Annotated in this window: 14 protein-coding genes and 1 tRNA gene; 3 read left to right on the plus strand and 12 right to left on the minus strand. The window is 55.6% G+C overall.

The window, feature by feature from the left end; all coding sequences use genetic code 11:
• Positions 1 to 133 precede the first annotated feature (133 nt).
• From UF64_RS17325 to UF64_RS17335, 3 genes are all read left to right on the plus strand, one after another.
• Complete coding sequence (locus tag UF64_RS17325) at positions 134 to 1,123, plus strand: adenosine kinase (RefSeq protein WP_044829843.1); 990 nt, start codon at positions 134 to 136, stop codon at positions 1,121 to 1,123.
• 438 nt (positions 1,124 to 1,561) lie between these two features.
• Positions 1,562 to 3,373, plus strand: coding sequence for a translational GTPase TypA (gene typA, locus UF64_RS17330; RefSeq protein ID WP_044829844.1), 1,812 nt, complete (start codon positions 1,562 to 1,564; stop codon positions 3,371 to 3,373).
• Between the two features lie 163 nt (positions 3,374 to 3,536).
• Positions 3,537 to 5,105 carry an MFS transporter gene (locus tag UF64_RS17335; protein ID WP_235285132.1) on the plus strand — a complete coding sequence of 523 codons (1,569 nt, stop codon included), beginning with the start codon at positions 3,537 to 3,539 and terminating at the stop codon, positions 5,103 to 5,105.
• 135 nt (positions 5,106 to 5,240) lie between these two features.
• Here the strand turns inward: UF64_RS17335 and ptsN are convergent, their stop codons facing one another.
• From ptsN to hemW, 12 genes are all read right to left on the minus strand, one after another.
• Positions 5,241 to 5,705: a PTS IIA-like nitrogen regulatory protein PtsN gene (gene ptsN / locus UF64_RS17340; RefSeq protein WP_044829846.1), complete on the minus strand. Its 465-nt coding sequence runs from the start codon at positions 5,703 to 5,705 to the stop codon at positions 5,241 to 5,243.
• Positions 5,706 to 5,743: 38 nt separating this feature from the next.
• Complete coding sequence (hpf, locus tag UF64_RS17345) at positions 5,744 to 6,340, minus strand: ribosome hibernation-promoting factor, HPF/YfiA family (RefSeq protein ID WP_044829847.1); 597 nt, start codon at positions 6,338 to 6,340, stop codon at positions 5,744 to 5,746.
• Positions 6,341 to 6,502: 162 nt separating this feature from the next.
• Positions 6,503 to 8,077, minus strand: coding sequence for an RNA polymerase factor sigma-54 (rpoN, locus tag UF64_RS17350; RefSeq protein ID WP_044829848.1), 1,575 nt, complete (start codon positions 8,075 to 8,077; stop codon positions 6,503 to 6,505).
• Positions 8,078 to 8,140: 63 nt separating this feature from the next.
• On the minus strand, positions 8,141 to 8,974 hold the full coding sequence (gene lptB / locus UF64_RS17355; RefSeq protein ID WP_044829849.1) for an LPS export ABC transporter ATP-binding protein: 834 nt from the start codon (positions 8,972 to 8,974) through the stop codon (positions 8,141 to 8,143).
• Positions 8,975 to 8,988: 14 nt separating this feature from the next.
• Entirely contained in the window at positions 8,989 to 9,867 is an 879-nt protein-coding gene (locus UF64_RS17360; protein ID WP_044829850.1) for an LptA/OstA family protein, read from the minus strand.
• Positions 9,868 to 9,877: 10 nt separating this feature from the next.
• Complete coding sequence (gene lptC, locus UF64_RS17365; RefSeq protein ID WP_044829851.1) at positions 9,878 to 10,624, minus strand: LPS export ABC transporter periplasmic protein LptC; 747 nt, start codon at positions 10,622 to 10,624, stop codon at positions 9,878 to 9,880.
• A gap of 3 nt (positions 10,625 to 10,627) precedes the next feature.
• Positions 10,628 to 11,638, minus strand: a complete 1,011-nt coding sequence (locus UF64_RS17370) for an SIS domain-containing protein (RefSeq protein ID WP_235285133.1) — start codon at positions 11,636 to 11,638, stop codon at positions 10,628 to 10,630.
• A gap of 161 nt (positions 11,639 to 11,799) precedes the next feature.
• The gene (locus UF64_RS17375; protein ID WP_044829852.1) at positions 11,800 to 12,414 is read right to left on the minus strand and encodes a ribonuclease D; all 615 of its coding nucleotides are present in this window, start codon (positions 12,412 to 12,414) and stop codon (positions 11,800 to 11,802) included.
• A gap of 105 nt (positions 12,415 to 12,519) precedes the next feature.
• Positions 12,520 to 13,767 (minus strand): O-antigen ligase, encoded by a 1,248-nt coding sequence (locus UF64_RS17380; protein WP_044829853.1) that lies wholly within the window; start codon positions 13,765 to 13,767, stop codon positions 12,520 to 12,522.
• Between the two features lie 2 nt (positions 13,768 to 13,769).
• A complete protein-coding gene (locus tag UF64_RS17385; protein ID WP_044829854.1) occupies positions 13,770 to 14,702 on the minus strand; it encodes a glycosyltransferase family 2 protein in 933 nt (310 codons plus the stop codon).
• 125 nt (positions 14,703 to 14,827) lie between these two features.
• Positions 14,828 to 14,914, minus strand: a tRNA-Leu gene (locus UF64_RS17390).
• Between the two features lie 167 nt (positions 14,915 to 15,081).
• Positions 15,082 to 16,275 (minus strand): radical SAM family heme chaperone HemW, encoded by a 1,194-nt coding sequence (hemW, locus tag UF64_RS17395; RefSeq protein ID WP_044829855.1) that lies wholly within the window; start codon positions 16,273 to 16,275, stop codon positions 15,082 to 15,084.
• Positions 16,276 to 16,317 lie beyond the last annotated feature (42 nt).

The following is a 16,317-nucleotide window of genomic DNA, read 5'->3' on the forward strand; positions in this document are numbered from 1 at the left end:
ATCCATTCCCTATACTCCGCAACAGTCCATATTGAAGGCAGTCGGGGGGCGGCCTTGCGCCACCCTTGTACCGCGCGGCTTACCGGGATCATCACGGTGCCGTTCAAACCGAATAACCGCAGGAAACTACTACATGAACGACACCAAATTCGACGTCGTCGGGATCGGCAACGCCATTGTCGATGTCCTTGCCCACTGCAAGGAAGAAGACCTTGAGCGTCTTGAGCTTGTTAAAAACGCCATGACCCTGATTGATGCCGACCGCGCAGACGCACTGTATGAACAGATGGGCCCGGGTCTTGAAATGTCGGGCGGATCGGCCGGCAACACGATGGCCGGCATCGCAGCCCTTGGCGGCAAGGGTGCCTATATCGGCAAGGTGCGCGACGATCAGCTTGGCCAAGTTTTCCGCCACGATATCCGCGCGATTGGTGTCGCATTTGATTCTGCTGCGGCCACCGCAGGTTCGCCGACCGCGCGATGCCTGATCTTTGTCACCCCGGATGGTCACCGCACCATGAACACCTTCCTTGGTGCCTGCGCCGAGCTTGGCCCGGAAGACATTGACGAAGATCTGATCAAATCCGCCAAAGTCACCTACATGGAAGGCTATCTCTGGGATCGCCCGGCAGCCAAAGACGCCTTTGTCAAGGCCGCCACGGTTGCCCATGACGCTGGTCGTCAGGTTTCCATCAGCCTGTCTGATTCCTTCTGCGTTGATCGCCACCGCGAATCCTTCCGCGAACTGGTTGATGATCATATCGACGTCCTGTTCGCCAACGAAGACGAAATCAAGTCGCTTTATGAGGTTGAAACCTTTGAAGAAGCACTGGCCGAAGTCCGCAAGCATTGCCGTGTCGCAGCACTCACCCGCAGCGAAAAGGGTGCGGTGATCGTAAGCCAGGACGAGCTTTATGAAATCAGCGCCGAGCCGGTCGCCAAAGTAATCGACACCACCGGTGCTGGCGATCTGTTTGCATCAGGTTTCCTTTATGGGTACACCCAGGGTCACACCCTTGAGATCTGTGGTCAGCTTGGCGCGATCTGTGCGGCCGAGGTGATTTCGCACATGGGCGCACGCCCGGATGCCGATCTTAAGGAACTGATCGCAAAGGCGATCTGATCACGCCTTTATATCAAGCGTGACCACATCCAAAAGATTTCACGGGACGGCAACAATTCGCTGCCGTCCCGTTTTTTTGCGCCCAAGGGCACGGTTTGCAAAGCGCTGCAGCGCAACACAAGCATTGACTTTGTCCAGAGTTTGGCGCAAACAGCCCGCATTGCAGAATAATCAACCCGACATGGCGCTTACAACGCTGGCCTTTCGCCTTCACATTGGCTATGACAGGGCGGCCTTAGGGCATATCTGCAATTAGACGATCCGGGCCAGTAAACATTCAGCACATGGGTTGATGTCGGGTTCCCGCCGGTAACACCGGCGTGCGGCAACCGAAAACCGTGTTGCTGAATATCTACTGGTCTTGAAACACTTACTTACTGACCGATGCGCATGGGCGTTTCCCGGCGCGCGGCATTTTTATTTCTGGAGTCCGCGCCCATGAGCTTGCGCAATATCGCCATCATCGCCCACGTTGACCACGGCAAAACCACGCTGGTCGATTCCATGTTCCGCCAGTCCGGTGTCTATCGTGACAACCAGCGTGTCGACGAACGCGCCATGGACAGCAACGACCTGGAACGTGAACGTGGCATTACCATCGTCGCAAAACCGACGGCCGTTCAGTGGGGCGACACCCGCGTAAACATCGTTGATACCCCGGGCCACGCCGATTTCGGCGGTGAGGTTGAACGTATCCTTTCCATGGTCGAAGGCGTTGTTCTGCTTGTTGACTCGGCCGAAGGCCCGATGCCGCAGACCAAATTCGTTCTCGGCAAGGCGCTGAAACTGGGTCTGAAGCCGATTGTTGTCATCAACAAAATCGACCGTCCGGACCAGCGCGCCGAAGAAGTCCTCGACGAGATTTTCGATCTGTTCGTATCGCTCGAAGCATCCGAAGAACAGCTCGACTTCCCGGTTCTGTATGCATCCGGTCGTGACGGCTGGGCGGCTGAAAGCCCGGAAGGCCCGAAAGAAAACCTGACCCCGCTGATGGAGCTGGTTCTCAAGCACGTTCCGGCACCGGACGTTGATGAAAACGCACCGTTCGCCATGCTGGCCACCATGCTGCATGCCGATAACTTCCTCGGTCGTATTCTGACCGGCCGTGTTTATCAGGGCCGTGCGAAACTCAACATGCCGGTGAAGGTCCTTCGCGAAGATGGCACCGTTGAAACCGGCCGCCTGTCCAAACTGATGGGCTTCCGCGGTCTGGAACGTGTCCCGCAGGACGAAGCTGTTGCCGGTGACATCATCGCGATTGCCGGTCTGACCGAAGCAACCGTGGCTGATACCATCTGTTCGACCGAAGTCACCAAATCCATCGAAAGCCAGCCGATCGATCCGCCGACTCTGGCAATGACCTTCTCGGTCAACAACTCGCCGCTGGCCGGTCAGGAAGGTGACAAGGTTACCTCGCGCATGATCCGTGCCCGCCTTGAGCGCGAAGCCGAAGGCAACATCGCCATCAAAATCGGCGAAACCGCCGACAAGGATGCGTTCGAAGTTGCCGGTCGTGGCGAACTTCAGCTGGGCGTTCTGGTTGAAACCATGCGCCGCGAAGGTTTCGAGCTTTCGATCTCGCGTCCGCGCGTTCTGTTCCAGGAAATCGACGGCGTCATGTCCGAGCCGTTCGAAGAAGTCCAGGTTGACGTTGACGAAGAATATTCCGGCGTCGTGGTCGAGAAAATGAGCCTGCGCAAGGCTGAAATGACCGACATGCGCTCAAGCGGTGGCGGCAAGACCCGTATCATCTTCATCGCGCCGTCGCGTGGCCTGATCGGTTATCATGGTGAATTCCTGACCGATACCCGCGGTACCGGTGTGATGAACCGCGTGTTCCATTCCTATGGTCCGGTCAAGGGTGCCATCGCGGGCCGTCGTAACGGTGCGCTGATCTCCAACGATCAGGGCGAAGCGGTTGCCTATGCCCTGTTTAACCTTGAAGATCGCGGTATCATGTTCGTTGAACATGGCGAGCGTGTCTATCAGGGCATGATCGTTGGTGAGCATAACCGTGACAACGATCTGGAGATCAACGTTCTCAAGGGCAAAAAGCTGACCAACGTCCGTGCATCGGGCAAAGACGAAGCTGTTACCCTGACCCCGCCGCGCCGTATGTCGCTGGAAGAAGCCCTGTCCTACATTCAGGACGACGAACTGGTCGAAGTCACCCCGCAGAGCGTGCGTATCCGTAAACTGCATCTCGATCCGAACGTTCGTAAGCGCGAAAGCCGCAAGAAAGAAGGCTAAGCCTTCCTTTCACGCCAAATTCAAAAAGGCCGGTCCGATGGATCGGCCTTGCTTTTTTCTTGCCCGCATCCTACCCCGCACCCCGGGCTTTTTTGGTTTCATTAACCAGTTTGGCCTAGCTTCATGCCAGCATATGTCAACGCGGGGGAAATCAATGGACGGCATGGAAAAGCGAAGCTGGGGGGCGGCCTTTGGTGCCTTCATCCATCCACGCGTCATTACGATGCTGTTTCTGGGCCTTTCGGCCGGTATTCCCATCCTTCTGATTTTCTCGACCCTGTCGATCTGGCTGCGCGAAGCAGGGGTTGATCGCTCCACGGTGACCTATTTCAGCTGGGCAGCCCTTGGTTATTCCTTCAAATTCGTATGGGCCCCGCTGATTGACCGGTTGCCCTTCCCGGTCCTGCACAACCTGATGGGCAGAAGGCGCTCCTGGCTGATGATTGCCCAGATCGCGATTATCGCCGCCATCCTGTGGATGGGTCTGACCGATCCCGCCGAGAACCTGACCATGATGGCCTTTGCCGCCGTGGCGCTTGGTTTTGCCTCAGCCACACAGGACATCGTCATTGATGCCTATCGTATCGAGGCGGCCGATGCCGACCTGCAGGCGATGATGAGTTCGGCCTATATCGGCGGCTATCGCATCGGCATGATCATCGCGGGCGCCGGCGCACTGACCATTGCCGGCCTGTTTGAGGCCGAAGGCGTTTATCAGCATTACGCCTGGACTGTTGCCTATGGCTGCATGGCGCTTGCCATGTGTATCGGGGTGATCACGACCCTGCTGGTCAGTGAACCCGATATCCCGCGCATGGAAAGCAAGTTCTTCCACAAGACATCGGACTATGCCCGGTTTCTGGCGATGTTCGCCGTCACCGTCATCGCCTTTGTCGCGGCCATCTACTATGCCGGCAACATCACCGATCCGCTGCGTGCCTCGCTCACCGATGGCGGCATGATCACCGAGCTTTCCGGCTTTATCGCAGGGACGCTCAAGCTTGGCATTGCCATTGCCTTTGCCATCCTTGTTGCCTGGCTGACCACGCGTGTCGGGTTGACCCCGACCGGCATGGTCCAAGAAGCCTATATTTCGCCGGTGAAAGATTTCGTTGATCGCTATGGCAAGGCCGCCATTGTCGTGCTGGTGCTGATTGGGGTTTATCGCATTGCCGACATCGTCATGGGTGTCATGGCCAATGTGTTCTATACCGACCTTGGCTTTTCCAAGGAAGAAATCGCCGCGGTGTCCAAGACCTTCGGCCTGTTCATGACGATTGGCGGTAGCTTCTTGGGCGGATTACTTTCAGTCCGCTATGGCGTGCTCCGGATCCTGTTCCTTGGCGCGTTTCTGGCGGCCATTTCCAACATCCTGTTCGCGTTCCTCGCCCAGATCGGCGCAAACACCACCATGTTTATCATTGTCGTGATGGCCGATAACCTGTGTGGCGGCCTCGCAACGGCGGCCTTCATCGCCTATCTGTCCGGGTTGACCAACATTTCCTTTACCGCCATGCAGTACGCGATCTTCAGTTCGATCATGACCCTATTTCCAAAAATCCTTGCCGGGTTCTCGGGCACGGTGGTCGATAGTGTCGGCTATAGCTGGTTCTTTATCGGCACGGCCGTGATCGGCATTCCAGTTCTGTATCTGGTGGTTCTTGCCGGTCGCCTGACCAACGTCAAGGAAGCCGAAGACGCCGAGAACGCAAAGAAGAACGCCGAGGCCTGATCAGGCTGGCGGGACACCCGGCCACCGGCAGCCAACTAAACAGATACCCAAAACAAAACCGGACGCCTGATGTGGCGTCCGGTTTTTTTAAATCTTGTCTCTGTTACGGGGGTTACCCGCCGCTCACTGACCGTTTCACGCGGCCTGTTCGGCCTCGTCCTGAGTCAGCAATGCGTAGATCGCGTCGGCCGAGCCGGCCCCGCGGAGCTTGTCACACATGCCCTGATTGCGCAGCAGACGGGAAATCCGTGCCAGTGCTTTCAGGTGATCGGCACCTGCTTCTTCGGGTGCAATCAGCATGCAGAAAAGATCGACCGGGTGTTCATCCACGGCATCAAACTCGATCGGGTTGCCTGCGCGGGCAAACACCATATACAGGCGGTCCAGATCATTGAGTTTGCCATGCGGAATCGCGACACCGCCACCAACACCGGTGCTACCAAGCTTTTCACGGTCAAGCAGGACAGAGAAAATCTCGCTCGCAGGGCGACCGGTAACTTCGGCGGCCTTTTCGGCAAGTTCCTCAAGCACTGCTTTCTTTGCGCCGGAACGCAGTGCCGGGATAACTCCGGACGGAGTAAGAATTGATGATATGTCCATTTTTCGCGTTGCGTTGTTTGGCTCGGAATCTGTGTCTGTCACGCGCCACTCGCTTCGCTATCGTTTGGGTCCAACCATCCGATATTGCCGTCCGAGCGACGGTAGACAACGTTCAGTCCGCCATGTTTGCCATTCCGGAACATCAGTGCCGGAATGTCCCCCAAGTCGAGCCGCATGACAGCTTCCCCAACGGAAAGCGTATCGATGCGATCGGGTGTCTCGGCAACAATCACCGGTTCGTAGCCGTTTGTGTGATTATCATCCGAATGATCTTCGTCTTCCTGTTCGATCACATAATGGATCGCTTCCAGGCGAGCCTCTTCAAAATGATCTCGGGTCGCGTGATGATCACGCAGGCGTCGTTTATAACGCCGCAACTGTTTGGCCACTCTGTCACAGGCGGCATCAAAAGCGGGATAAACCTCATCCGCTGATGCCTTGGCCTGAACCATCATGCCTTTGCCGACATGGACCGATATCTGCGCGTTATAGAGATGTGCCTGTTTGGTGAGGGTCACCGTGGCTTCGATCGCGTGATCGAAATACTTCTCTACTGCAGGGTCCAAGGTCTCGACGACGTGTTGGCGAAGTGCATCGCCGACGTCAAGTTGCTTACCGATAACCGTAATTTGCATGGATCGCCTATCCCCGGTTGAGTGACTTACCAGTACATGTGGATGTTTGGTGCCCCTCGCTCAGGTGGGCGCACCATATTCCCTCGTCATTACCAAGTCAAGATATGGGTATGTTCCCTTGAATTACAGCACCTTAAGGTGCATTTTTTCGATAAAATCGTGCTAGGAAGCACGTGATTTTTTCTCGCGCCGACGCTGCACTGACGATGGGATGCGCATCGCTTCGCGGTATTTTGCCACTGTTCGACGCGCAATGTCGATCCCTTCCTTGCCCAGAAGTTCAACCAGTTTGTCATCCGACAAAATCTTCTTGGGTTCTTCGTTGTCGATCAAGGACTTGATCCGGTGGCGCACCGCTTCGGACGAATAGGCATCGCCACCATCAGAAGATGAAATGGCCGTCGTGAAGAAGTATTTCAGCTCGAACATGCCGCGCGGTGTCGACATGAATTTGCCATTGGTGACACGCGAAACCGTACTTTCATGCATGCCGATCGCCTCGGCAATGTCGCGCAGGATCAACGGACGCAGATGCCCGACCCCGTGGGTAAAGAACCCGTCCTGCTGACGCACAATTTCGCTCGCCACCTTCATGATGGTGGTCGCGCGCTGATGCAACGCCTTGACCAGCCAGTTGGCACTTTGAAGCCGCTCGCTCATGAAGCCGCGTTCTTCGCGATCCTTAAGGCCCGATCCGATCTGCGCGACATAGTCTTCATTAACCAGAACACGCGGCAGGGCTTCGGAATTGAGCTCCAGATGCCAGTTGCCATTCCCCGCCGCCCGCATCAGAACGTCCGGGATCACGGGTGTTGCGATTTCGCCATCGGCGGTCTTGCCCGGGCGCGGATCAAGGGTTTTGATCTCCGCGATCATGTCATGAAGATCATCCGAATCGACCCCGCAAACCCGGCGCAGACGATCAAAGTCGCGCTTGGCCAACAGTTCAAGGTTTGCCAGCAATGCGGCCATCGCCGGATCAAACCGGTTGAGTTCACGCAGCTGAAGTTCCAGACATTCCGACAGATCACGGGCAAAAATCCCGACCGGATCAAACCCCTGCAGGGTCTTCAGAACCCGTTCGACGTCTTTGATGTCGCATTCAAGCGCTTCGGAAACTTCATCAAGATCGCCGCTGATATAGCCGTTCTCATCAAGCATATCGATCAGGTAACTGCCGATCATGCGCGACATGGCATCGGCAAAGGCGATGTTGAGCTGATCATCAAGGCTCTGACGCAGGGTTGCTTCATCGGCCAGGGTCTGTTCAAGCCCCGGAAGGTCATCACCACCGGCCGAACCACCGCCAGTACCCCCCGCACCGCCATAGGGCGCGGAATAATCATGGCTGCCCGACACCGGTTCGCCATTGCGGGTGATTTCGCCCTCACCGCCATAAAGCGCGTCACTGGACACATCAAGCGGGCCGTCATCGCTGCCCATGGTTTCACTTGATGTCAGGCGGTCGGTGCCAAACTGGTCATCGCGGTCGGAAAAATTGTCGCTTGATCGGCTATCAAGCCCGTCATCGCCATTGCCCACCGCGCCGTCACCGGCCTCGGCATAGGTCTGACCGGGATCGGCCCGCTCCAGCAGCGGGTTTTCCATCAGTTCACTGTCGATGAAATTGGAAAGCTCAATATTATTGAATTGCAGCAGCTTGATTGCCTGCTGCAGCTGGGGAGTCATGACAAGTGACTGGGACTGGCGTAGATCCAGACGCGCCTTCAGGGCCATTTATGCACTACCCCGTGTCAATCCGAACTCCCCCAAGACTTCAATGACGGTCCGGCGGCCTTATCAGAGGCTGAAACGATCGCCCAGATAAACCCTGCGGACATCGTCGTTACGAACGATTTCCTCAGGACCACCTTCCATCAAAACCCGACCGTCATGCAAGATATATGCCCGGTCAATAATGTCGAGAGTCTCGCGCACATTGTGGTCAGTAATCAAGACCCCAATGCCACGATCTTTCAGATGACGTACAAGATCGCGAATATCACCCACTGCAATCGGGTCAATCCCGGCAAGTGGTTCATCAAGCAGAACAAAGTTCGGATGGGCCGCAAGGGCGCGGGCAATCTCGCAACGGCGGCGTTCCCCGCCCGAAAGGGCAAGGGCCGGTGTGCGGCGCAAATGTTCGATTGCGAATTCTGCCAGAAGGTCTTCAAGAGTCTGTTCACGCTTGAGGCGGTCATCCTCGACCACTTCAAGAACAGCCATGATGTTTTGTTCAACCGTCATGCCGCGGAAAATCGAAGCTTCCTGCGGCAAATAGCCGATTCCCATCCGTGCGCGCTGATACATCGGCATCATGGTAATGTCGCGCCCATCAAGCGAAATCGTGCCACGGTCTGCGGCAATCAGGCCGGTAATGATATAGAAACTGGTAGTCTTGCCTGCCCCGTTCGGGCCCAGAAGGCCAACCGCCTCGCCACGCTGTACTGAAACAGACACGTCTTTGAGCACCGGGCGCTTCTTGAAGCTCTTGCCCAGGTTATGCGCCACAAGACCCTTGTTCGTGGTGATCAGGCGCGGGCCGGATGCCCCGCCGTCAGATGGCTGTGCGCTGCCGGATGCAGCTGTCGCCTTTGCGTTGTCGGATTTTACGCTTTTGCGCGACCAGAACAAATGACCGACCTTTCTCAGTTACCGGTCCCGGCATCAGCCGGGCTGTTGTTTTCGTCTTTTTGCGGGACCAGAAGGCCCCGAACGCGGGTTTTGCCATCGCCATTAGCGTCAGCCATCAGGCGACTGACCCCGGTATTGAGGTCGACCACGGCACGATCCCCGTTCAACTGGTTCTCTCCGCGGGTGATCTTAACCGATCCGATAAGGGTGGCGATACCTGTTTTCGCATCATAAACACCCTGATCCCCGACAACAAACTCAGTTGCTGTGCGAATATTCACATTGCCTTGTCCATCAATGCGGCGCAACTCGTTTGCGCCGGCCTGACCGGCGTCAAAGCGCGCAGTCAGGACATCGCCGCGAAGGGTGCGATCTTCCGACACCGCCACCGCGTCACCGCGCGCCACTGCGACCCGTTCTGTTTCCCAATATTCAAGGCTGTCACGCGCCGTCAACGTTTCGCTGGGCGTGGTGTATTTCAAGTTCTCACCGGTCAGAACGACCACGGCCTCGTCAATGTCATAGACTGCGCGATCACCCACCGCGACATCGGTATCAGACGACAGTTTGACATTGCCGGTCGCAATGATGCGGTAAATCTCGCTATTGCCGTCACGATCGCGATACAGTGCCTGCAGCTCATCGGCATCCACGCGCGATGTGCCGCGCTTGGCGACCGCGTTGCCGCGCGCAATCAGAACCTGTTCATTGCGGCGCCATTCGATGCCGTTATCAGACTCGACCTCGAGCCCACCACTGCCATTTTGCGCCAGTCCCAGCGGATTGGCCGAAGCGGTTTGCGACATACTGGACAGGCCAATCACGGCCGCCCCCAGCATAAGGGTTGTCAGCAGCGTTCCAGTCTTGCGGGCGAGATGCGGCATCGCAATCATGACTTCCCTCTCATTGCTCCGTCGAATTCATTGCACTGTCGAAAATCACCAGACGGGATTTCCCCAAAAAGCGGATCACCGCCCCCTTGTCTTCAAGCTCAAACCCGGAATCGGAGTTGATGGTGCCAAACGGCCCCTGCCCGTCAACCGGCACATCGCCGCTGGCGCTGCCGGAATTCATGGCAATTTCAGCTTCCTCGGTATGAATTTCAAAGCCGTTATCGTGGTACATGTTCACCGTTCCGACCAGATCGAGCATTCCGTCGGTTTCGGTATAGAACCCTTCATTGGCGGTCATCGCAATCCAGGATCCGTCATTGAGCGTAATGTCGGCCTGCGGCCCCGCCAGATACACGTGATCCGGGCGGGTTTCAGTTGCGCCGGTTTCGACGGCTTCACTGGCGGTGACGGTAAAGGGCTGGCGATTGCCATCGACGCCAAAGAAGCGCGGATTGCTCATCGCGACATTTTCCATCAGATCCTCGGGCGAGGTCGAAAAGCCAAGCCGAAAGCCGCTATCCTGCACCTGCTCGATCTGTGGCCACAAAACCACCAGCGCCATGATCGTCATCGCGATCAGCGGCAGCACAAATTTCAGCATATTGACGATGACACGGCGGAACGGATTGATCCGCACATTGCGGCGCGCCGAAGGCATGCGATCACGCGAGAAGCCCCGGGCGTGACGTTCTTCACGTCCTGCTGCCTTCTGGCTTTCTGCGTGGTCTTCGACCTGTGGCGTGCCCTCTGTGCTCATGCGTTAGGCTACTCCGACACGCAACAGATCGTGGATATGCACAAGCCCCACCGGCACGCCGGCGTCATCAAGAACAAACAGCGATGTGATCGAACGATCATTCATGATGGCAAGGGCCTCGACCGCCAGCGCATCGGCACTGGTGACTTTCGGCCCGGCCGTCATGACATCGCCAACCTTGAGTGCGACCAGATTGTCAGCCATGTGACGGCGCAAATCGCCATCGGTCACGATCCCGGCCAGAACGCCAGCATCATCAACCACGCCAACACAGCCAAAGGAATGGCTGGTCATGGTCACAAGGGCTTCCGCCATCAGGGCATCAGGTTTGATCAATGGCAAGGTATCGGCCCCATGCATGACATCATGCACATGCAGCAACCGCTGCCCCAGCTTGCCACCGGGGTGGAAGGTGCGAAAATCTTCTGATGAAAAGCCGCGCCGCTCCATCAAAGTGACGGCAAGCGCATCGGCAAAGGCCAGCATCGCTGTGGTTGATGTCGTCGGCGCCTGCTTGTTCGGGCAGGCTTCCGGGCTTGCTGGCAGAACAAGCGGGCAATCGGACTGCTTGGCAAGCGAGCTTTCCGGTTTGCGGGTCATGCCGATCAGCGGCACGTTAAAGCGCCGGGTAAAGGCAATAATGTCGGACAGTTCCGGGGTTTCACCGGAATTGGACAGGGCCAGAACCGCATCATCCTTGCCAATCATGCCAAGGTCCCCGTGGCTTGCTTCGGCCGGATGCACGAAGAAGGACGGGGTGCCGGTAGACGCAAAGGTCGCGGCAATTTTCTTGGCAATATGGCCGCTTTTGCCCATGCCGGTGACAACCAGACGACCCTTGAGGCCCTCGATCAGGTTGATGGCATCACAAAACTCGTCATTCAGCGACTCTGCAAGTTCACGCAGCGCATTGGCTTCGATATCAAGAACACGGCGCGCAATGGCAAGATCGGCTTCCGTTGCCGGTGCCGGCAGGTTAAGGGACTTCTCGGACACTTCTGGGGTCACTGTCATCTGTTTCTTGTTAGCGTTTTCCGCCCGGAGATAGGCTGTTTGACCCATCTTGCAAGATCATTGGGCCAAAACTATGAACCCGGTTGGCGTGGGGGTCAATTCTATTGCTTCCCCCATACACCTCTATTCTTCACAGGCGGTTAACCGGATTTAGGCCGACCTCAGGAATGGGCGAAAATATCGGTTTCTTCCCAGCCCGCCAGATCCAGCGTCGCGCGCATCGGCAGGAAGTCAAAACAGGCCTGTGCGATCTCGGTGCGTCCTTCACGCGCCAGACGACGATCAAGCTCTTCGCGGGCCTTGTGCAGATACAGTACATCGGATGCGGCGTAATCGATCTGTTCCTTGGAAAGCTCGGCCGCACCCCAGTCGGAGCTCTGCTGCTGCTTGGAAATCTCGACCCCGACGGTTTCGCGCAGCACATCCTTCAGACCATGACGGTCGGTATAGGTGCGCACCAGTTTGGAGGCGATCTTGGTGCAATAGACCGGCGCACAGCGCACGCCGAGATACTTGTCCATCACCGCGATGTCAAAACGCCCGAAATGAAACAGCTTCAGAACCGACGGGTCGGCCAGAAGCTTTTTGAGGTTCGGCGCGCTGTAATCTTCCCCATCAAACTTGACCAGATGGGCGTTGCCATCCCCGCTTGAAAGCTGCACGACACACAAACGGTCGCGGTGCGGGTTAAGGCCCATGGTCTCACTGTCAATGGCCACAACCTTTCCAAGGTCAAGGTCATCAGGCAGATCTCCGAGATGGAGGAAATTGGTCATCGCGGTTCTCCAAATGTCAGAATTTGCCTGTTCTTAACACAGCAAACCGCTCATCGCACCGCAAAAGTCGTACCATTTGTGCCTGAAAAAAAAGGGACCAGGGCCTCAAGCAGGTTTCTGGTTAACAAACCGTAACGCAGCTACAGCAACCGAGATCGACAACCACGCCAGCATCGCCGGCCAATTAGAAAACAGGCTTTGGGTGACAGAGAACGGGAAGAAAGACATCACGAGGACGCCCAAATAAAACCCGCCAAGCAATCGACTCTCACGAGGACCAAAAAGAACTTTCACGCCCATCCAATACAAAATCACCATGAAAATAGTAAATGGAATGGTCCCAATCAGACCGGTGTCGGACAGCCATTCGACATAGAAGTTATGAGGATGTGGGTGACAAGGAACACTAACAAGACCTTGCTGCACATAGTCTTTGCAAAGTATATGGAAGTTCCCCATGCCGGTACCCGTTAGCGGGCGTTCCCCAAAAAAGCGCATTCCCAACAATACAAGTTGACCGTATATTGAGTCGGTATAAGCCGAGAGCACGCTGGTTAGCTGCTCCAACCTTCCCAAAATGCGCTCACTCGTTGAAAGCAACAACCCCAGTGCTGCAGCCCCACATACGAACAACCCGACGGCAACTTTTCGCGCGAGTTTGCCCGAAAGGAGCAAACTAACAATCACGAGAACCAGAGCCAACAACGTCAACAGACTTGCGGAACGTTCACCACTCAGAAAAACAACAGCAATCAGAACCGGTGATAAAACGCACGCAGCAATGAAAAGCCTGTTGGACATCCTCTCTCGGACGTAAAGAACAAACAACAATGCGCTGGTTCCAAGCCCCATCTTGGCAAGATACATGCCAATATTTGGCCGGTCCAAAGGCCCCGTTAGACGTCGAGCCATGCGGTCCATACTTTGGCCGGAAAGTAGAGAAACACCGAATAAGAACTGATAAATCGCGTCAAGTGCGGCTACTGTCATCGTTAAAAGCAACACAACAATAAATTTGCGGATCGTACGCTCATCATACAGGACCCATCGGGTTACTGCCGCATAAAAGATCACAAACCTCAGCCAACTTAGTGAGCGTCCATAACTTTTGCCTACATGTTCCGCAAAGGGAGAAACAAACACATTCATCAAGACAAAGATGACGAGAAGAATCAGGATATCTTTTTCGCAGGCCCACGACCAATCCTTGGAGCTCCAAGACCGAACGAGAAAAAGCAGCCCGATCAGGACAACCGAAATATCAGCGACCGCACGGGAAAATAACAAAAAAGCAGGGAGGCAAAACAACAGAACACTGGCAACCAAGTGCAGTTTTCGATCAAGCGAGGTCATCTTCAGCTATTCACTTCTTTAATGCGACGGATGCGTGGCAAATGCCGAAAAACATCTTCATAAGGTGCCAATGTAATTGGACTAGGGTCAACAACACCGAGTTTTCCCATAATGTACCGGGCAAACAAAGGGATTGACGGAAAAGACGCACCATCCCGTCGTGCCTTTTTTAAAGCCGAAACACATTTGCGATAAACTCTCACGCGGACATCGCGCGGCAATTCAGGATGCGCTTTCAGAAAGTTCAAATAGACCAGAAATCGGTCATGATTGAGTTGCAAGGTATTTTGCGAGATATGGCTCCCGACTTCCGGCGCCACAGTAAGAATCATGTCCGTATCAAGAAGACGCTTTGCATGTATTGAAAGTCGCAGTGGCAGCGACTCATCCTGAACAAAAACCTTCTCATCGCATCCACCTGCGGCGATGAACACATCCCGTTTGACAAGCCAAGTCATGCGCACCATTCCGCGACCAAGTATCCGCTCCAGCGGATTCTCGTGGATGCTGACCTTCAAATCTTGTTCTATCGGATGGGCGACAACATTTTCGATCGGCTCCGACGTCTTACGGCAATGGCCATGCACCATGTCGGCATCATGCTGCTTTGCAAGCGAGAGCAGTATTTCAACTGCATTTGGTGCAAGAATTTCATCACAATCAAAAAGCGCTAGGTATTCACCGCTTGCTGCTTCAGCGCCCTGATTTAGCCGAATAGCTGGACCTTTATTAACCGTATTGCTGATCACGCGAACAAAGTCGTGTTTCGCAGACAATTCATTGATTATTTCCAAAGAATTGTCTGTCGATACGTCATCAACAAACACAACCTCGAACGGAATGTCGCCTGTCTGCGCCAGCAAGGATGCAAAGAAATAAGGAAGTGCATTTCCTTTGTTATAGACCGGCAGCACAAAACTGACTTCAGGTTGCATAATTCTTGCGGCTCTTTTTTATGGCAATTTTTGCTTGTAACCAGTCAGACCGGTCTCGAAAAGATGAAAACCAAAATTCTGCCCAAAACGACAATACCCCAGCACATCAGAAATGTGCTGGGGTATGGTGCCCAGGAGAAGACTCGAACTTCCACGACCTTAAGGCCACTGGCACCTGAAGCCAGCGCGTCTACCAATTCCGCCACCTGGGCATAGGGGCTTAGGTATTGTCCGGGGTTTCCCGCCGGAACGGGGCGGAATATACGCGGTCAGGCTTAAGTGTCAACCAACTTTTTGATGGTTTGGTGAAACTTCCTGCGCCCGATTGCAGGTCCCCGCCAATCGCGCGGTTTTTCTTGGCATTTTGCGGGTTTCGGGCTTACACCACGTGGTCGAACAAATAGGCCAGAACACCGTTCAAACGGTTCCTGCCCTGATCGGTGGCGCGAAGCCCCACCGAATCACAGATCAGATCACCAGACTCGATCAGGGTTTCCAGCCGATCCTGCTCGAGAACATCGCGCGGCCCCATGCCAATGATGCGGTTAAACCGTGCCGTCGGGATGGTTTCATTAAGCCTGAGCCCCATCATCACCATTTCAAGCAGGCGTTCATCCGCCTCAAGGGCTGTTTCTTCCTGCGTGCCATGGCCGTGCTTTTCAACGCGGTCCAGCCAGATATCAGGCGCACGGTGACGGCGGACTGCCATCGGGGTCGTATTGCCATCCTCGCCCACCACCGCTTCGCGGCCATGCGCGCCCGGCCCGATGCCAAGATAATCGCCATAGCGCCAGTAAACCAGGTTATGACGGCTTTCCTGCCCGGGCTTTGCGTGGTTGGACACCTCATAGCAGCGATAGCCGGCGCGCTCGGTTTCTTCCTGGGTGATTTCGTAAAGCTCGGTCGCGAGGTCTTCATCGGGCACCACAAGATCACCGCGCTGATGCAGGGTATAGAACTGTGTGCCCGGCTCGATGGTCAGCTGATAGAGCGAGATATGGCCATTGGCGATGCCAAGCCCTTCGCGCAGTTCCGCCCGCCAGGCCTTGGGATCGTGATCTGGCCGAGCGTAAATCAGATCAAAGGAAAAGCGATCAAACACCGAGGTCGCAACATCCAAAGCCCGCATGGCTTCCGACGCGCTATGCACACGCCCCAAAAACTTCAGGTCGCGGTCATTGAGCGCCTGAATGCCGATCGACACCCGGTTGATGCCATTCGCCGCAAAGGCCGAAAACCGGTCAATCTCGACCGTGCCCGGATTGGCCTCCAGCGTGATTTCAAGATCATCCGTCACCGGCCAGAAGGATTTGATGTCTTCAATCAACGCACCCGCCGTTTCCGGATCCATCAGTGATGGTGTACCCCCACCAAAGAACACCGATCCCACCGTCCGCCCCGGATGGCGGGCCGCCCCATGGACAAGCTCGGCCCGGAGTGCCTTGCGCCAGCGCACATGATCGACACTGTTCGCCACATGGCTGTTGAAATCGCAATAGGGGCATTTCGACAGACAGAACGGCCAGTGGATATAGATGCCAAACGGCACGGTTTCACTTGAGGCTGCGGACACGCGGGACTCTTTTCAAACGCGGGAATGTTGGCCAATAAATTA

It is taken from the genome of Thalassospira sp. HJ, from assembly GCF_000948415.1.
In the GTDB taxonomy this organism is placed as follows: domain Bacteria; phylum Pseudomonadota; class Alphaproteobacteria; order Rhodospirillales; family Thalassospiraceae; genus Thalassospira.